This is a genomic window from Streptomyces sp. NPDC104581 (genome assembly GCF_055583685.1).
In genome coordinates, this window is the sequence record NZ_JBVJNN010000035.1 from 37,246 (window position 1) to 53,469 (window position 16,224).

General features: G+C 71.8%; 14 protein-coding genes. 7 read left to right on the forward strand and 7 right to left on the reverse strand.

The window, feature by feature from the left end:
• Positions 1 to 2: 2 nt before the first annotated feature.
• The 5 genes from ACZ61E_RS24840 to ACZ61E_RS24860 all read right to left on the reverse strand — a co-directional run bounded on the left by ACZ61E_RS24840 (position 3) and on the right by ACZ61E_RS24860 (position 7,273).
• The gene (locus ACZ61E_RS24840) at positions 3 to 1,016 is read right to left on the reverse strand and encodes a TerC family protein (protein WP_469702061.1); all 1,014 of its coding nucleotides are present in this window, start codon (positions 1,014 to 1,016) and stop codon (positions 3 to 5) included.
• 217 nt (positions 1,017 to 1,233) lie between these two features.
• On the reverse strand, positions 1,234 to 3,264 hold the full coding sequence (locus ACZ61E_RS24845) for a TerD family protein (RefSeq protein ID WP_469702062.1): 2,031 nt from the start codon (positions 3,262 to 3,264) through the stop codon (positions 1,234 to 1,236).
• Positions 3,265 to 3,446: 182 nt separating this feature from the next.
• Positions 3,447 to 4,013, reverse strand: coding sequence for a TerD family protein (locus tag ACZ61E_RS24850; protein ID WP_031231966.1), 567 nt, complete (start codon positions 4,011 to 4,013; stop codon positions 3,447 to 3,449).
• 184 nt (positions 4,014 to 4,197) lie between these two features.
• On the reverse strand, positions 4,198 to 6,318 hold the full coding sequence (gene uvrB, locus ACZ61E_RS24855) for an excinuclease ABC subunit UvrB (protein ID WP_469702063.1): 2,121 nt from the start codon (positions 6,316 to 6,318) through the stop codon (positions 4,198 to 4,200).
• Between the two features lie 40 nt (positions 6,319 to 6,358).
• A complete protein-coding gene (locus ACZ61E_RS24860; RefSeq protein ID WP_469702064.1) occupies positions 6,359 to 7,273 on the reverse strand; it encodes an MHYT domain-containing protein in 915 nt (304 codons plus the stop codon).
• 236 nt (positions 7,274 to 7,509) lie between these two features.
• Here ACZ61E_RS24860 and ACZ61E_RS24865 point away from each other — a divergent pair, with 236 nt between their 5' ends.
• The 4 genes from ACZ61E_RS24865 (at position 7,510) to ACZ61E_RS24880 (ending at position 10,997) form a co-directional block, all read left to right on the forward strand.
• The gene (locus ACZ61E_RS24865; RefSeq protein WP_469702065.1) at positions 7,510 to 8,418 is read left to right on the forward strand and encodes a glycerophosphodiester phosphodiesterase; all 909 of its coding nucleotides are present in this window, start codon (positions 7,510 to 7,512) and stop codon (positions 8,416 to 8,418) included.
• Between the two features lie 49 nt (positions 8,419 to 8,467).
• Positions 8,468 to 9,010: a methylated-DNA--[protein]-cysteine S-methyltransferase gene (locus ACZ61E_RS24870; protein WP_469702066.1), complete on the forward strand. Its 543-nt coding sequence runs from the start codon at positions 8,468 to 8,470 to the stop codon at positions 9,008 to 9,010.
• A gap of 125 nt (positions 9,011 to 9,135) precedes the next feature.
• Positions 9,136 to 10,044 carry a pseudouridine-5'-phosphate glycosidase gene (locus ACZ61E_RS24875; protein ID WP_469702067.1) on the forward strand — a complete coding sequence of 303 codons (909 nt, stop codon included), beginning with the start codon at positions 9,136 to 9,138 and terminating at the stop codon, positions 10,042 to 10,044.
• A 71-nt stretch (positions 10,045 to 10,115) separates the two neighbouring features.
• The gene (locus ACZ61E_RS24880; RefSeq protein ID WP_469702093.1) at positions 10,116 to 10,997 is read left to right on the forward strand and encodes a carbohydrate kinase family protein; all 882 of its coding nucleotides are present in this window, start codon (positions 10,116 to 10,118) and stop codon (positions 10,995 to 10,997) included.
• 287 nt (positions 10,998 to 11,284) lie between these two features.
• Here the strand turns inward: ACZ61E_RS24880 and ACZ61E_RS24885 are convergent, their stop codons facing one another.
• Together ACZ61E_RS24885 and ACZ61E_RS24890 are read right to left on the reverse strand one after the other, a co-directional pair.
• Positions 11,285 to 11,926 (reverse strand): nucleoside/nucleotide kinase family protein, encoded by a 642-nt coding sequence (locus tag ACZ61E_RS24885; protein WP_469702068.1) that lies wholly within the window; start codon positions 11,924 to 11,926, stop codon positions 11,285 to 11,287.
• 67 nt (positions 11,927 to 11,993) lie between these two features.
• Complete coding sequence (locus ACZ61E_RS24890) at positions 11,994 to 13,448, reverse strand: amidohydrolase (RefSeq protein WP_469702069.1); 1,455 nt, start codon at positions 13,446 to 13,448, stop codon at positions 11,994 to 11,996.
• Between the two features lie 161 nt (positions 13,449 to 13,609).
• Between ACZ61E_RS24890 and ACZ61E_RS24895 the strand changes: the two genes are divergently transcribed.
• The 3 genes from ACZ61E_RS24895 (at position 13,610) to ACZ61E_RS24905 (ending at position 16,111) form a co-directional block, all read left to right on the forward strand.
• Positions 13,610 to 14,119 (forward strand): DUF3574 domain-containing protein, encoded by a 510-nt coding sequence (locus ACZ61E_RS24895; protein WP_469702070.1) that lies wholly within the window; start codon positions 13,610 to 13,612, stop codon positions 14,117 to 14,119.
• Positions 14,120 to 14,235: 116 nt separating this feature from the next.
• The gene (locus tag ACZ61E_RS24900) at positions 14,236 to 14,775 is read left to right on the forward strand and encodes a hypothetical protein (RefSeq protein WP_469702071.1); all 540 of its coding nucleotides are present in this window, start codon (positions 14,236 to 14,238) and stop codon (positions 14,773 to 14,775) included.
• Positions 14,776 to 14,935: 160 nt separating this feature from the next.
• Positions 14,936 to 16,111 carry a S1 family peptidase gene (locus ACZ61E_RS24905; protein ID WP_469702072.1) on the forward strand — a complete coding sequence of 392 codons (1,176 nt, stop codon included), beginning with the start codon at positions 14,936 to 14,938 and terminating at the stop codon, positions 16,109 to 16,111.
• Positions 16,112 to 16,224: the final 113 nt, after the last annotated feature.

Sequence of the window (16,224 nt, forward strand, 5' to 3'; positions counted from 1 at the left end):
CGTCAGGCCCCGATGCCGGTCTTGTCCGCGCCGTCCCTGTGGTCGCCGTCCCCGCCCTCGGCAGCCTCGCGCTCCGCCTGCTTCCTGGAGGCGATCAGGCTGGTGATCGTGGTGATGATCAGCACGCCGCAGATCACGGCGAGCGAGAACGGGATCGAGATCTCGGGGACATGGACCCCGCTCTCGTGCAGCGCGTGCAGCACCAGCTTGACGCCGATGAAGCCGAGGATCACCGACAGGCCGTAACTGAGGTGGACCAGCTTCTTGAGCAGGCCGCCGATCAGGAAGTACAGCTGCCGCAGACCCATCAGGGCGAAGGCGTTGGCGGTGAAGACGATGTACGGGTCCTGGGTCAGGCCGAAGATCGCGGGGATCGAGTCCAGCGCGAACAGCACGTCGGTGGTGCCGATGGCGAGCATGACCACCATCAGCGGGGTCAGCACGCGCTTGCCGTTGTTCCGGATGAACAGCTTCGTACCGTGGTACCTGTCGGCGACACCGAAGCGGTTCTCGATCGACTTCAGGAGGCGGTTCTCCTCGAACTCGTCCTCCTCCTCGTCGGAGCGCGCCTCCTGGATGAGCTTCCAGGCGGTGTAGATCAGGAACGCGCCGAAGATGTAGAAGACCCACGAGAAGCTGGCGATGATCGCCGCGCCCGCCGCGATGAAGATCGCCCGCAGCACGAGGGCGATGAGCACACCGACGAGCAGCACCCGCTGCTGGAGGTGTGAGGGCACCGAGAACTTCGCCATGATCAGGACGAAGACGAAGAGATTGTCGACACTGAGCGACTTCTCGGTGATGAATCCGGCGAAGAACTCGCCCGAGGCCTGGCTGTCGCCGAACACCAGCAGCCCGATGCCGAACAGCACCGCGAGGACGATCCAGACGATCGTCCAGGTTCCGGCTTCCTTGATCGACACGTCATGGGGCTTGCGCCCGATGAAGAAGTCGACCGCGATCAGGGCACACAGACCAAGAATGGTCAGCACCCACAGGGTCAATGAAACGTCCACTGTGCCTCCGGCTTCGTACGGCTACTGATCAGCGTCGTCGCTGCCGGAGGTCTCTTCCACCCGAGACTGTCTCGTCTCTGCGCGGGCCGACGCCCCGGGACCGATGGCGGTCCGTATTGACGGGTACGTCGCGGTGCGGGAGTACTCCCCTCCGTTCAATGCAGAGTACAGGAAAACCCAAGAGATGGTAAAAGACCAGGTCAAGTGAGGCCAGGGGTCAGCGGCGCCAGGCCCGGCGCGCCTCGGCGACCTGTTCGAGAACCCGCCGCAGTATCTGGGTGCCGGGCGGCATCGTCAGCGGCTCGAACGTCCACGCGTGCCCCACCCAGGGGTCGGCGAGGTGGTCGTCGGCGACCGGCGTGATGCGCAGCAGCGACCGCCAGAGCGGGTCGAGCACCGGGCCGTAGGCGGTGGCGTCCTCCCGGTCGGCGACCATCATCAGATGGACCCCGACGGCCGGGCCCTCGTCGGCGAGGTAGCGCAGCTGGGTGACCGCGCGGTCGTCGAAGCCGTGCGGGAAGTCGTTGACGATGAGCAGTTGCTCGGCGGTGTCGAGACCGGGCGGCAGGGAGTCGGCCGCGCCGCCCCTGATCGCCATCTGCACCAGGTCCACGCGCTGGGTGAGCTGAGCGAGGACGGCGGCGACGCCTCCGGCACCGGTCGCCGGCGGCTGGCCGAGCACGCCTGCGGCCACCAGCGGGGCGAGCGAGCCCGCGGCCGAGCCCGCCGCGTCGATCACATGGACGGTGAACTCGCCCGGCGGGTACGCCGCGAGGAGCCGGGCCGCGTGACCGACCGCGTTGTCCATGGCGAGTGCCCGCAACTGACCCTCGTCCAGCATCAGGGCGGCCTCGGAGCCCGACCGGCCGCTGTCGATCCACAGACCGCGCTCCAGCGGGAGCCTGACCAGCATGGGGATGCGCAGGTCGGTGCGCTCGGGCAGGTGCAGATCGCCGAGGCGCAGCGCCATCGGGTTGTCCATCGGAACGCGGTAGGCGTGCCAGACGGGGTTGTCCCAGCGGGCGTACGCGGGCGGCAGTGCGGGCTCGACGACCTCGGATTCGGCGGCGAGCTGGCCGAGGTCGCGGTCGAGGGCCTCGCGGGCCTGATCGGTGAGCCGGTCGCGCTTGGCGCGGGCGGCCTCGCGGGCCGCGTCGCCGGTGCCGCCGATCCGGCTGCGCGGGTCGGACAGGACACGGTCCAGCTCCTGGTCCATGCGGGACTCGGCGAAGTCGACGGCGCTGCGGTAGGCGGCGGTGGCGCGGGCCAGGTCCTCGAACATGCCCCACACCTGGTTGTACAGGCGCTCCTCCATCGACCAGCCGGTCGCGTCGCCCGCGACGGGGCGCGGCGGCTCGCCGGGCTGGGCCGGGGGTGACGCGGGCGGCGGGGTGGGCGGGGCTGTGTTCTGCCGGCGCGGGTGGGTGTAGTTGACCCGTCCGCCGGCGGCGCCGTGGGCGGCGGCGGCCGGCTGCTGTCCCTGGCCGTCGGCGGTGCCGCCCGGCTGTGGGCCGGGGGTGCCGGGCAGTTGGTGCGGTGCGACGCCGGGGCCGGGTGTCGCACCCGCGCCCGGCGAGGGTGCCGCTCCCGCGGCGCCGCCGGCGGTCTGGCCGGGCTGGGCGGCCGCGGCCGTTCCGTCGGCGCGCACCCGTACACCGTCCGGTGTGCCGGTCAGGGGGGCCTGGATCGCGCTGGACATGTGCCGGGCCACCGCTTCCTGGATCCCGGCGGCGAACTCGCGGGCCTGCGGCACGCCCTGGTCGCCGAACAGCTCGGCGAGCCCGCCCGCGTAACCCTGGCCGACCGCGCGGACCTTCCAGGCGCCCTGTCTGCGGTAGAGCTCCAGGGCGATGACGGCGGACTCGGCCTCCAGGCCGGTGATGGTGAAGCTGGCGATCTCCGTGCCGTCGGTGGCGGTGACGGCGGCGAACGGGGAGGCGGTGGTGCCGAACCTGGCCGGTCCGCCACCCCCCTCGGGGAGCGCGAGCAGGACGTGCACGAGATGCGCGCGGTCGGGCACGGCCTCCAGGTCGACGTGGAACCGCAGCCCGGCGGCGGCCTGCCGGGACACCTCGATGCCGGGGAGGGTGGGCGAGCCCGGGTGGGCGATCCACTCGGCGCCGAGGACGGTGCCCCGCTCGTCGCCGAGGGTGGCGCACGCGAGGACGGGCGCTCCGGCCGTCACCCGGATCTCCAGTCGGCTGTGGGGCAAGGGATGGTTCTGCCCCCGGACCAGTTCGGCAGTCATCGCCTCTGTCCCCTCGTCGGTCACGCGTGGTGCCCCGTAGTGATGTCGTTGCGTGGTGGTGCGTGGTGATACGTGGTGCGTGACGCGGGGCGGCGCGCCGCCCCGCCGGGCCGTCCGTCAAGCGGTGCAGCTCCCGGCGGCCTTGCCTCCGGGAGCTGCGCGTGCGCTGGCGGGAGCCGCGCCTACAGGTGCGGCAGGATCGCCGGCATCAGGTCCTGGAACGTGCGGCCGTTGGCCGGGTTGCCCAGGGCGGTCATCTGCCAGCCGGCGCCGGCGCGGTGCACCTTCGCCATGATCTGCGCGGTGTACTGACCGCCGCCGTCGAGCGTGTAGCGGGCGAGCTCGTCGCCGTTGGTCTCGTCGACGATGCGGCAGAAGGCGTTCTGCACCTCCTGGAACGTCTGGCCGGTGAACGAGTTCACCGTGAAGACGATCTGGTCGATGTGCACCGGGACCCGCTGGAGATCGACGAGGATCGCCTCGTCGTCGCCGCCCTGTCCGGCGCCGCCGACGAGGTTGTCACCGGTGTGCCGTACGGAGCCGTCGTCGCTGACAAGGTGACGGAAGAAGACGACGTCGACCGGCTGCTTGTCGGCGAAGAGCACGGCCGACGCGTCCAGGTCGATCTCGCGGGTGCGGGACCCGAACAGGCCACGGCGCGGGGCGGCTTGCCAGCCGAGCCCCATGCGCACCGCGGTCAGCGTGCCGCCGCCCCTCTTCTCCAGGCTGATGGCCTGACCCTTGGTCAGGTTGACCCCAGGGCCCCCGGGCGCACTGCCCTTGGATACGTCCACCACGCGCTGTCCCCTCTCGGAAGTTCCCCCGCAACCGTCCATGTGTGCGGTTGTCCAGTACCCTACGCAGTCACTCGGACAGCGCAGGAGACTTCGGCCGTTTTTGTGTCGGTCTTGCAACACACCACGGCCCACCGCGTCAGGCGAGCCCCACTTCCCTCATCTGCCGCAGCTCCTTCTTCAGTTCGCCCACTTCGTCGCGGAGTCGCGCGGCCACCTCGAACTGGAGATCCGCGGCCGCCGCGCGCATGCGTTCGGTCATCTCCTCGATGATCCCGGCCAGTTCGGCCGCGGGCCGGTCGGTGGCCACGGCGGCCTGCTTGCCGGCCTTGCCGGACCGGGCGGAGAGCGACGGGACCGGTGCCTTCGCGGGCCTGCCCTCCTTGCCCTGGCGGTAGCCGGTGCCGAGCAGTGCCTCGGTGTCGACCTCCTCGCGCGCGATGGTCGCGACGATGTCGTTGATCTTCTTGCGCAGCGGCTGCGGGTCGAGACCGCGCTCGGTGTTGTACGCGATCTGCTTCTCGCGTCGGCGGTTGGTCTCGTCGATGGCCTGCTCCATCGCCGGGGTGATCTTGTCCGCGTACATGTGGACCTGGCCCGAGACGTTCCGCGCCGCGCGGCCGATCGTCTGGATCAGCGACGTCCCCGAGCGCAGGAAGCCCTGCTTGTCGGCGTCGAGGATCGCCACGAGCGACACCTCGGGAAGGTCGAGACCCTCACGCAGGAGGTTGATGCCGACCAGGACGTCGTACTCCCCCGCGCGCAGCTCGCGCAGCAGCTCGATACGGCGCAGGGTGTCGACGTCGCTGTGCAGATAGCGGACCTGCACGCCCAGTTCGAGGAAGTAGTCGGTCAGGTCCTCGGCCATCTTCTTGGTGAGGGTGGTGACCAGGACGCGCTCGTCCTTCTCGGTGCGGGCGCGGATCTCGTGCACCAGGTCGTCGATCTGGCCCTCGGTGGGCTTGACGACGACCTCCGGGTCGACGAGCCCGGTGGGGCGGATGATCTGCTCCACATGGCCGTCGCCGCGGGAGAGTTCGTATTTGCCCGGGGTGGCCGACAGATAGACGGTCTGGCCCACGCGCTCCTGGAACTCCTCCCACTTCAGCGGGCGGTTGTCGAGCGCGGAGGGCAGCCGGAAGCCGTGGTCGACCAGGGTGCGCTTGCGGGACGCGTCGCCCTCGTACATCGCGCCGATCTGCGGGACGGTGACGTGCGACTCGTCGATGACCAGCAGGAAGTCCTCGGGGAAGTAGTCGAGGAGGGTGTTGGGCGCGGTGCCCGGCGAGCGGTCGTCGAAGTGCATCGAGTAGTTCTCGATACCGGAGCAGGAGCCGATCTGGCGCATCATCTCGATGTCGTACGTGGTGCGCATGCGCAGCCGCTGGGACTCCAGGAGCTTGCCCTGTCTGTCCAGCTCGGCCAGGCGCTCCTCCAGCTCGCGCTCGATGCCGTTGACCGCCTTCTCCATGCGCTCCGGGCCCGCCACGTAGTGGCTGGCGGGGAAGACGTAGAGCTCCCGGTCGTCGCTGATGATCTCGCCGGTCAGGGGATGCAGCGTGGACAGGGCCTCGATCTCGTCACCGAACATCTCGATGCGGACGGCCAGCTCCTCGTAGACCGGGAAGATCTCGATGGTGTCGCCGCGGACCCGGAAGGTGCCGCGGGTGAACGCCATGTCGTTGCGCGTGTACTGGATGTCGACGAAGCGGCGCAGCAGCTCGTCCCGGTCGTACTCCTCGCCGACCCTCAGCGGCACCATCCGGTCCACGTACTCCTGCGGCGTACCGAGGCCGTAGATGCAGGAGACGGAGGCGACCACGACCACGTCACGGCGGGTGAGCAGCGAATTCGTCGCCGAATGGCGCAGCCGCTCCACCTCGTCGTTGATCGAGGAGTCCTTCTCGATGTAGGTGTCCGACTGGGGGACGTACGCCTCGGGCTGGTAGTAGTCGTAGTACGAGACGAAGTACTCGACGGCGTTGTTGGGCAGCAGCTCGCGGAACTCGTTCGCCAGCTGGGCCGCCAGCGTCTTGTTCGGAGCCATCACCAGGGTCGGGCGCTGGAGCTTCTCGATCATCCAGGCCGTGGTGGCCGACTTGCCGGTGCCGGTGGCGCCGAGCAGCACGACATCCTTCTCGCCCGCGCGGATGCGGCGCTCCAGGTCCGCGATCGCCGTCGGCTGGTCGCCGCTGGGCTCGTAGGAGCTGATGACCTCAAAAGGCGCCGAAGTACGTTCGATCTTGGAAACTGGCCGCATGCATCCACCGTACGACCACCCACTGACAGTCGGGTGTGGATCACCAGTCGTGGACGCCCCGCGACCCGCCCCCGGACGGCCCGGAGACCGCCTCGTCGGCGGTCGCCCCGTACCGGGGCTCCGGGCGGGTCCGCTGGGCCGGTACGCCGGGCAGGGGGCGCTCCTGGCGCCCCCGCCCGCCGGGCGGCACCGGTCCGGGCCGTTCCTGGCGGCCCGTGACCATCAGCGGGTCGAAGATCACGACGACGGCCGCGAGCAGCAGGAAGACGCCGGGGCCCACCAGCATCGGCCCGAGGAGCGTCGCGGCCGGTTCGGCTCCCTCGGCCCCCTCGGCGACGGCGCCGGGCGCACGCAGATGGACATGGACGGCTGCCATGCCCATGTAGTGCATGCCGGTCACGGCGATGCCCATCGCCACGCTGGCCGCCAGGCTCATCAGGAGGCTGTGGAGGGACGTGGCGGCCCAGAGCGCCGTGGTGGCCGCGACGACGGCGATCACGACGGAGCCGACGACGGTCGGGGTGTCGTACTCGACGTGGCCCTCCAGCCGGATTCCGGCCATTCCGAGGTAGTGCATGCTCGCGATGCCGAGGCCGGTGACGGTACCGCCGGTGATCAGGGCCATGGTGGTGGTGCCGCGGTATCCCACGATGAAGAGGCCGACGCCGACCATGACGATCGCGAGGGCGAGGCTGGCGAAGGTCGTGGCCGGGTCGTAGGCGACCGGGGTCTCCGCCACCGCGAAGCCCATCATGGCGATGAAGTGCATCGTCCAGACGCCCGAGCCGATGGCGACGGCGGCGAGCCCGAGCCAGCCGGCCCTGCGTCCCGGTTCCGGTGTGTGCAGGGATCTGATGGCGCAGCGCAGGCCCAGCGCGCCGCCGAGGCAGGCCATGAGGAAGGCCGCCACGGGGGTGATCAGGCCGTAGCTGAATTCGTCGGTGGTGCCCTGCATGCGGTACGCCCTCCGCTCCTGGGGAGCCGTCTGCCGAAGCGTTGGCTTCGGGGGCGAGGGTATGGCCAGCGGCACGGCAAGCAAACATCAGGTCACCCTTATGTCGACTTGGAGACCGCCTCCGGGGCCTCCTCGGGCGCATTCCGTTCACGTTGTGGCCAACCTTCGCCTGTCGCGTGTTGGCCGCCGACTGTCACTCTCGGCCCGTCTGTGATCGATCGACGCAAGGAGTCCACGTGTACGCACGCACCTCTGTGACCACGGCCGTCGCGCTGCTGGGAGCCGCCGCGCTGGTTCTGCCGGGGACCACGACGGCCGCCGCGCCGCGCGTCACGGCCCCGGAGACGTCCCCCGTCTCCGCCCGGCACGGCGCCGATCCGCTGGTCATCGCGCACCGCGGCGCCTCCGCCTACGCGCCGGAGAACACGCTCGCCGCCGTCGACAAGGCGGACGACCTGGGCATCGACTGGGTCGAGAACGACGTCCAGCGTACGAAGGACGGCGAGTTGGTCGTCCTGCACGACACCGATCTCAAGCGCACCACCGACGCCGAGCAGGTGTTCCCCGACCGCGCTCCATGGAGTGTGAGGGACTTCACCGCCGCCGAGATCGCGCGGCTGGACGCGGGCAGCTGGTTCGGCGCCGAGTGGGCGGGCGCGCGGGTGCCGACGCTGAAGCAGTACCTGGACACCGTCGGGGAGAACCGGCAGAAGCTCCTTCTGGAGATCAAGGCGCCCGAGCTGTACCCGGGCATCGAGAAGGACGTCCTGCGGGTGCTCCGCGCGGAGGGCTGGCTCGACCGGGCGCACGTGCGGAGCAGGCTCGTGATCCAGAGCTTCGGCGCGGCCAGCGTGAAGGCGGTGCACGAGCAGCGACCCGATGTGACCACCGGATTCCTCGGTACGCCGGCGGTGGCCGACCTGCCGTCGTACGCGGCGTTCACCGACCAGATCAACCCGACGCACTCCTCGCTGACCGCCGAGTACGTGGCCGCCGTGCACCGGCTGAAGGGCGCGCACGGCAAGCGGCTCCAGGTCAACACCTGGACGGTCAACGACGCCGCGGGCGCGCTGCGCGTGGACGGGTTCGGCGTGGACGGCATCATCACCAACAACCCCGACATCGTTCGGGACGCGGTGAGCTGACTGAGCAGGCCGGAGCGCGTTGTCGGACCCGGCCCGTAGCGTGGTCGGCATGGACAGCAACGCGCAGTCGCTGGAGTGGGCCGTCGTCGGAAGCGACATCGGCCCACTCCTGCTGGCCGCCACCGGTGAAGGACTTGTGACGGTTGTCTTCCACGCCACGACCGGGCGTCGGGACGCGGCACTTCGGCAGCTGAGGGGCCGGCTCGGCGCCGAGCCCGTCGAGGATCCGGCGGGCCGCCTGGCCGAGCCGATACGTCAGCTGGCGGCCTTCTTCGACGGCACTCTCCGGGAGTTCGGGCTGCCGCTGGACTGGTCGCTGTCGGGGGGCTTCAACCGGCAGGTGCTGCGGGAGCTGGCGGCCGGCGTTCCGTACGGGACGGTGGTCGGGTACGGCGATCTGGCCGACCGTGTCGGCAGTCCGGGCTCGGCCCAGGCGGTCGGCGCGGCGATGGGGTCCAACCCGCTGCCGATCGTCGTGCCGTGCCACCGGGTGGTGGAGAGCGGCGGCGGCCTGGGCGGATTCGGGGGCGGTCTGGAGACCAAGCGCCAACTGCTGGCGCTGGAGGGCGTGCTGCCCGCACCGCTGTTCTGACGGGCCGTCCCGCGCCTCCCCGGCCCGCCCGCCGTTCGCACAGGCAGGTCTCCGTCCCGTCCCGCCCCCGGCTCCCGGCGGAGGCGGGACGTTTGCGGGGCCCCGTCCCGTGCCAGGGATGGGACATGCCTGACACGACACTGCTGCTGTCCTCCGAGGTGCGGGACGCGCTCGACGCCCGCCGACCCGTCGTCGCCCTGGAGTCGACGATCATCGCGCACGGTCTGCCGCGTCCGCGCAATCTGGCCGTCGCCGAGGAGCTGGAAGCGCTGGTACGGTCCGGCGGCGCCGTCCCCGCCACCGTCGCCGTGCTGGACGGCCGGGCCCATGTGGGCTTGGACAAGGACCAGTTGGAGCGGATCGCCGGTGATCCGTCCGTCCGGAAGCTGGGCCACCGCGATCTCGCGCCCGCGCTGGCCACCGGGGCCAGTGGGGCGACGACGGTGTCCGCGACGGCGTTCCTCGCCGCCCGCGCCGGTGTCCGGGTCTTCGCGACCGGCGGTCTGGGCGGTGTCCACCGCGACTGGATCGGGGCGCAGGACGAGTCGGCGGACCTGCGGCTGCTCGCGCAGACCCGGATCACGGTGGTCTGCGCGGGCGTGAAGTCGATCCTCGACGTACCGGCGACCCTCCAGCGCCTGGAGACCCTGGGCGTGGGGATCCTCGGGTACGGCACGGAGTACTTCCCCGGGTTCTATCTGACGTCGTCCGGCGAGCCCGTCGACTGGACGGTGGACACCCCGGAGGAGGTGGCGGCGGTGATGGCCGCGCAGGACGCGCTCGGCGGGCCGGAAGCCGCGCTCATCGTCGCCAATCCGGTGCCGGAGGCGGAACAGCTCGACCCCCGGCTGCACGACCGGGTGCTCGCCGAGGCGCTGTCGGAGTGCCGGGAGCGGGGCATCGGCGGGCAGGCGGTGACGCCGTTCCTGCTGGGTGAGTTGATGCGGCGTACCGACGGAGCGTCCCTGGAGGCGAATCTGGCCGCCGTACGCGGCAATGTGCGGCTGGCGGCGCTGATCGCGGCGGCGCGGTGAGCGGTCCGGGCCCCGTCGGCGGCTCCTGTCCCGCCGGGGGCCCCGCCCGCCCCGGTGACGGCGCGGGCGCGCTGCTGATCGTCGGGGACGTGGTCACCGACGTGGTGGCCCGGCACCGCACGCCGCTCGCGCACGGCACGGACACCGCCGCCGAGATCCGCACCCTGCCGGGCGGCGCGGGGGCCAACGCGGCGTGCTGGGCGGTCTCCACGGGATGCGCGGACGTCCGGCTGCTGGGCAGGGTCGGCGCGGACGCCGCGGACTGGCACGACGCACAGCTCAGATCGGCGGGCGTCAAGCCGCTGCTCGTCGTCGACGACGACGCGCCGACCGCGACCGTCGTCTCGCTGGTCGACCCCTCCGCCGAACGCACCTTCCTGACCGACAGCGGTGCCGTCCTGCGACTCGCCGCCGCCGACTGGTCGGCGGCGCTGCTCGACGGGGTGGGCCGGCTGCACATCTCCGGCTATCTCCTCTTCGCCGCCACGAGCCGTCAAGTGGTGCGTGCCGCCCTGGAGTCGGCGGCGGCGCGCGGTGTCCCGGTGAGCGTGGACCCCGCGTCCGCGGGCTTCATCGCGCGCCTGGGCGCCGACCGGTTCCTCGCGGCGGCGGACGGGGTCGGCTTACTCCTGCCGAACGCGGACGAGGCACGGCTGCTCGCCGGAGTCCCGGACGCGGAGAAGGCGGCGGCCGAGCTGAGCCGCCGGTTCCCGCTCGTCGTCGTGACACTCGGACCGGACGGCGCGCTGGTGGCGTCGGACGGCGCGGTGACGGCGCGCGTTCCGCCGGAACCCGCGCGGGCCGTCGACTCCACCGGGGCGGGCGACGCGTTCAACGGCGCGTTCCTGGCGACCCTGTTGACGGGCGCCGACCCGGTGACGGCCGCTGCGGCGGGCTGCCGGGCCGGCGCGCGGGCGGTCGCGCTGCCCGGCGGACGCCCGCCAGTGCCATGACACCGGCGCAGACGGCCGACGCGCCGTGACATCCGTGAGGACGGGCGGGATGCCGTGACATCCCAGGGGACGGACGGCATCCCAGGACATCCGTGCCACGGGCAGGGTCCCGGCGCGCGGGCAGTCGCGCTGCCCGGCCGACGCCCGCCAGTGCCATGACACCGACGCCGACGCCGACGCCGACGGCCAGCGTGCCAAAACACCCCAGTGGACGGGCGGCATCCCATGACATCCGTAGGACGGGCAGGATGCCGGCGCACCCGGCGGGCGCCGTGCACCGGCTCTGGTCAGCCCTCCCGGAGCGCCCAGGCGGGGTGGCGCGGATCATCGGTCCGTACGAGGACGTCGGCGGCCTCGGCCGGTCCGACCTCCCGCTCGTACCGCTCGAAGGCGGGCAGGGTCCACTGCTCGGTCTCGTCGGTGCGGCGGCGGAGCGCGCCCGGCGACAGCCGCAGATGCACCGTGAGGTCGAACGGGAACCAGTGCCCCAGCAGGAGCGGGCCGTGCACCACCAGCACACCGCCCGGCGGGAGTTCGACCCGTTCGCTGCGCGTCGCGCGGTCGGTCGCCGGATCCCACAGATCGGGCAGCACCCGGCCGGTCCCGCCCGCCTCCACCGGCCCGAACACCTCCCGCCACAGGGCGCCGGTGTCGAACCAGCCGTCGTAGTACGAGTCGGGGTCGTGCCTCCCGTACTCGTACCGCAGCGACGCGGGCCGCAGGAAGCCGCCGGCCGCGACGACGACCACCGAGCGGCCCCGGAGCCGCAGGGCGTCGGCGAGCGCCCCGGCCGGTACGTCCGGGTGCGCGGCGGGCGCACCGTCCACGGCGATACGCACCCAGGCGCCGCCGTCGCCGGCCTCGGTCTCCAGGGCGCGCTCCGCCAGGGTGTCGGTCAGCCGCTCCCAGGTGATCGCTTCGAGTCTCACCGCCCCATCATGGTCCAGCGGCGGGTGGGGACGCCCGCGGCGGCTCCCCGCCGGGCCGCTGTCGGGGTCACGCCGGGCCGTAGTCCTGGATGCGGCGCCCGTGGCCGCGGTATGTCAACGCCGGGAGCCGGGGGGTCAGTTCTCCGACGATCCCGGGCACGTCCAGGGTCAGGAGCCTGCGGTCGCGCATGAGGACCCTCCCGTCCACGATCGTGGTCAGCACGTCGGCGGAGCGCGCGCTGTACACGAGCGTCGCCGCGTGGTCGTGGACCGGCTGGGTGTGGGGTCCCGTGAGGTCCACCAGGATCAGATCGGCGCGCCGTCCCGGCGCGAGGGCGCCCACCCGGTCCCCCAGGCCCACCGCGCGGGCGCTCTGGGTGGTGGCGTGGTCGAGCGCCTGACGCGCGGTCAGCCAGCCGGGGTCGCGCTCCGACGACTTCTGGGTCAGCGCGGTGAGCGTCATGCTCTCCCAGACGTCGAGGGTGTTGTTCGACGCCGCCCCGTCCGTCCCGAGGCCGACGGGGACGCCGATCCCGGCCAGCGCGCGCAGCGGTGTCTGGTCCCAGCCGAATTTCAGGTAGCCCTTGGGTGCGGTGGCGAACGCGACACGCCCCGTGCCGCGCCGGAGTACGGCGAGGTCGCCGTCGGTCAGACCGGTGCCGTGGGCGACGAGCAGGTCGGCGTCGAGCAGTCCGGCCCGGTGCAGGGTCTCGATGGGCGTACGGCCGGTCGCGGCGACGGCGGCGGCTGTCTGCTGCTTGTTCTCCGCGGCGTGGATATGCACCAACAGGCCGTGCTCGCGCGCGAGTTCGGCGGTGGCGGCCAGATCGTCGTCGTCGACGGTGTAGGGGGCGTGCGGTGCGAGCGACGTGGTGATCCGGCCGTCGGCCGCGCCCCGCGACCGGAGCGCGAAGTCGAGGGACCGCTCCCGTCCTGCGGGGCCTTCGCTGGAGAAGTAGCCCTGGCCGAGGACGGCCCGCAGCCCGCTCACCTCGGTGGCGGCGGCGACCCTGTCCATGGCGAAGTAGTGGTCGGCGAAGGTGGTGACGCCGCCGCGGATCATCTCGGCGCAGGCGAGCAGGGCGCCGAGTTCGATGTCGCGGTCGGTCAGATTGGTTTCGATGGGCCAGACCCAGTCGTTGAACCACTCCTCGATCGGCAGGTCCTCGGCGATGCCGCGCAGTGCCACCATCGGTGTGTGCGTATGGCAGTTGATCAGTCCGGGCATGGCGAGCAGCCCGCGCGCGTCGATGCGTTCGACGGCGGGCAGACCGGCGACGGCCTCGGCGGTGGTGACGGTCTCGATGAGACCGTCGCGTACGACGATCGCGCTGTCGTCGAGAAAGCCGATGCCGTCCGGGGCACCGGTCCGAGCGGGGTATCCGGGGTCCGTGAGGCCGGAGGGAACGGCGGGGTCATTGGGGGCGGAGGAGGCGGTGGCGTCGCCTGCCCGGCCGTGCGTCAGCGTGGTGCAGCCCGTGATGACGAGATCGGCGGGCCGGCTCCCGGGAGCGGTGGTCATCGCAGCAACGTACTGCGCGAGAGGGGCGGTGGTCCCGCGCTCGTGCGGGTGGTTTCGGGCCGGGGCCCGTGTTCCGGCGGGGTCGCGCGACGGGTGCTTGCCACAGTGAGTCCCCACCCGGCAGCCCGTCTGCGGGCCGCCCGAGAGAGAGCGACACTCCCGTGCCCATCGCCCCGGACACCTCCCGGCTCCCCCACCGCCCGCGCACGCCCCGCTCCGCCGGCCAGCGTGTGCCGGTCGCCGTCGCCGCCGCCGTCACCGCCGTGCTGGCGGTGGGCGCGCCCGCCGCGTACGCGAGCCTCGACAGCGAACAGCGGTCGCCGGCCCAGACCCGTCGCGGCGCGTCGTACATCGAGACCCGGCTCTTCTTCGGCACGGAACGGCCGGACGGCGGAGTCGCGGTGACGGATCGTCAGTTCATGGCGTTCATCGACCGGCATGTCACACCGGAGTTCCCGTCCGGCCTGACGATCCAGGAGGGCCGGGGCCAGTGGCGTGACTCCAGGGGTGTGATCGAACGGGAGCGTTCCTACGAACTGATCCTGCTGTACCCGGCGTCCGAGGCGACATCCCGTGACGCGCGCATCGACCGGATCCGGCAGGCGTACCAGCGCGTGCACGCCCAGGACTCGGTGGCCAGGCTGGACGAGCGGACGTTCGCCGACTTCTGAGCGCGGAGGCCGGCGGGAGAGCGCGGGACGGTGACAGCGGACCGCGGCGGGGCCGCGGCGGCGCGTGGGGGCGCGTGGGGGTCGTAAACGGCCCCCACGGCGGGCATTTCTCCTCCATGACGGTTCATCCACGCCCCTTGCTGCTCCTCGATGTCGACGGCCCCCTCAACCCGTACGCCGCACGGCTGTCACGGCCGCGCGGGTACACGACCCACCGTCTGCGTCCCTCGGGCTGGCTCTCCCGCCAGACACCGGGCTCCCGGTCCCACAGGCGCGGGCTACGGGTCCGGCTCAACCCCGCCCACGGCCCGATACTCACCGGGCTGCCCTTCGAACTCGCCTGGGCCACGGCCTGGACGCACGAGGCCAACAGCATGATCGCGCCGACTGTCGGGCTGCCGACCGATCTGCCGGTGATCGAGTGGCCCGAGCCGTTCGCGAAGGATCCGGACGGCCTCTTCTGGAAGACGCGCCCGCTGCTGGAGTGGGCGGACGGCAGACCCTTCGCCTGGGTCGACGACATGATCACCGAGCTGGACACGACCTATGTCGCGACCCACTACGACGGGCCGGCGCTGCTGCTGCGGATCCATCCGCGACGGGGGCTGCGGGAGCGGGACTTCGCGACGCTCACTCGGTGGGCGGAGCTGCTCTGATCCGGCGGTCGCACCGTGCGGGATCCCGTTCCGTCATTGGCATGGACCTGCTCATGATCCTTGGATACGCTCCCGCCGAGGCGATTGAGAGCGCTCTCACTCGCCTGCTGTTCCACTGTTCCATCCCCACGATCGCTGGAACAACCGAAGGGCGAATGCCTTGAGACGCAAGACTGTTGTACGCACCGGCCTGTCCGCACTCCTCCTCGTCGGCACCTGGGCGACCGCCGGGCTCGCCCCCGCGTCGGCCGCGGCCCCCGACTCCGCCCCGACATCGATGTCAGCATCGGCCGCGAAGAAGGCGCCCGCGTCCGCGGGCGTACTCACCGCCATGCAGAAGGAATTCGGCCTCACCAAGAGCGAGGCCGTCGCCCGGCTCGCCGCCGAGAAGACGGCGACCGCCATCGAGACCAAGGCGGAGCGCGCGGCGGGTGCCGCGTACGGCGGCTCCTGGTTCAGCGCCGCCGACAACTCACTGACCGTCGCCCTCACCGACGCGGAGAAGGCCACCGCCGTCCGCGCGACAGGTGCCACGGTCAAGCTCGTGAAGCACAGCGAGCGGGCGCTCGACGCGACCATGAAGCGGATCGACGCGCTCTCCGCACCGGCCGGTGTGGGCAGTTGGCGCGTCGACCCGCAGAACAACCGGGTCGTGGTGGACGTCGTCGCCTCGGAACGTGACTCCAAGGCCGTCACCGCGTTCCTCGCGAAGGCCGAGAAGACCGGTCCGGTGACCGTCGCCGAGACGACCGACGCGCCCTCCACCGTCGCGGCCGGGACCGTCGGCGGAGACCCGTACTACACGGGCAACGTCCGCTGCTCCATAGGCTTCTCCGTGCACGGCGGCTTCGTCACCGCCGGCCACTGCGGCCCGCGTGGCCAGTCGGTGCGCGGCTGGGACAACTCCGCCATCGGCAACTTCCAGGGCTCGTCCTTCCCGGGCAACGACTACGCGTGGGTGAACGTCGCCAACGGCTGGTGGACCGTGCCCGTCGTCCTCGGCTGGGGCTCCGTGTCGGACCAGTTGGTACGTGGCTCGAACGAGGCGCCCGTCGGCGCGTCGATCTGCCGCTCCGGCTCCACGACGCACTGGCGCTGCGGCAACCTCCAGGCCAAGAACGTGACGGTCAACTACGCACAGGGCGCCGTCCACCAGATGGTGCAGACGAGCGCCTGCGCGGAGGGTGGCGACTCGGGTGGCTCGTTCATCAGCGGTGACCAGGCACAGGGCGTGACGTCCGGCGCCTCGGGCAACTGCTCCAGCGGCGGGCGGAGCTTCTACCAGCCGGTCAACGAGATCCTCAGCACCTACGGCCTGACCCTGCACACGGCCTGACCCGCACCCCGCGAGCCGGAGCCCGGGGGGGGGGGGGGGGGGGGGGGGGGGGGCCACCGGCGTTTTGTGGTTTGGTGGTTCCCCCCATTACCCCGGGGGGGGTTTCCTGGGGT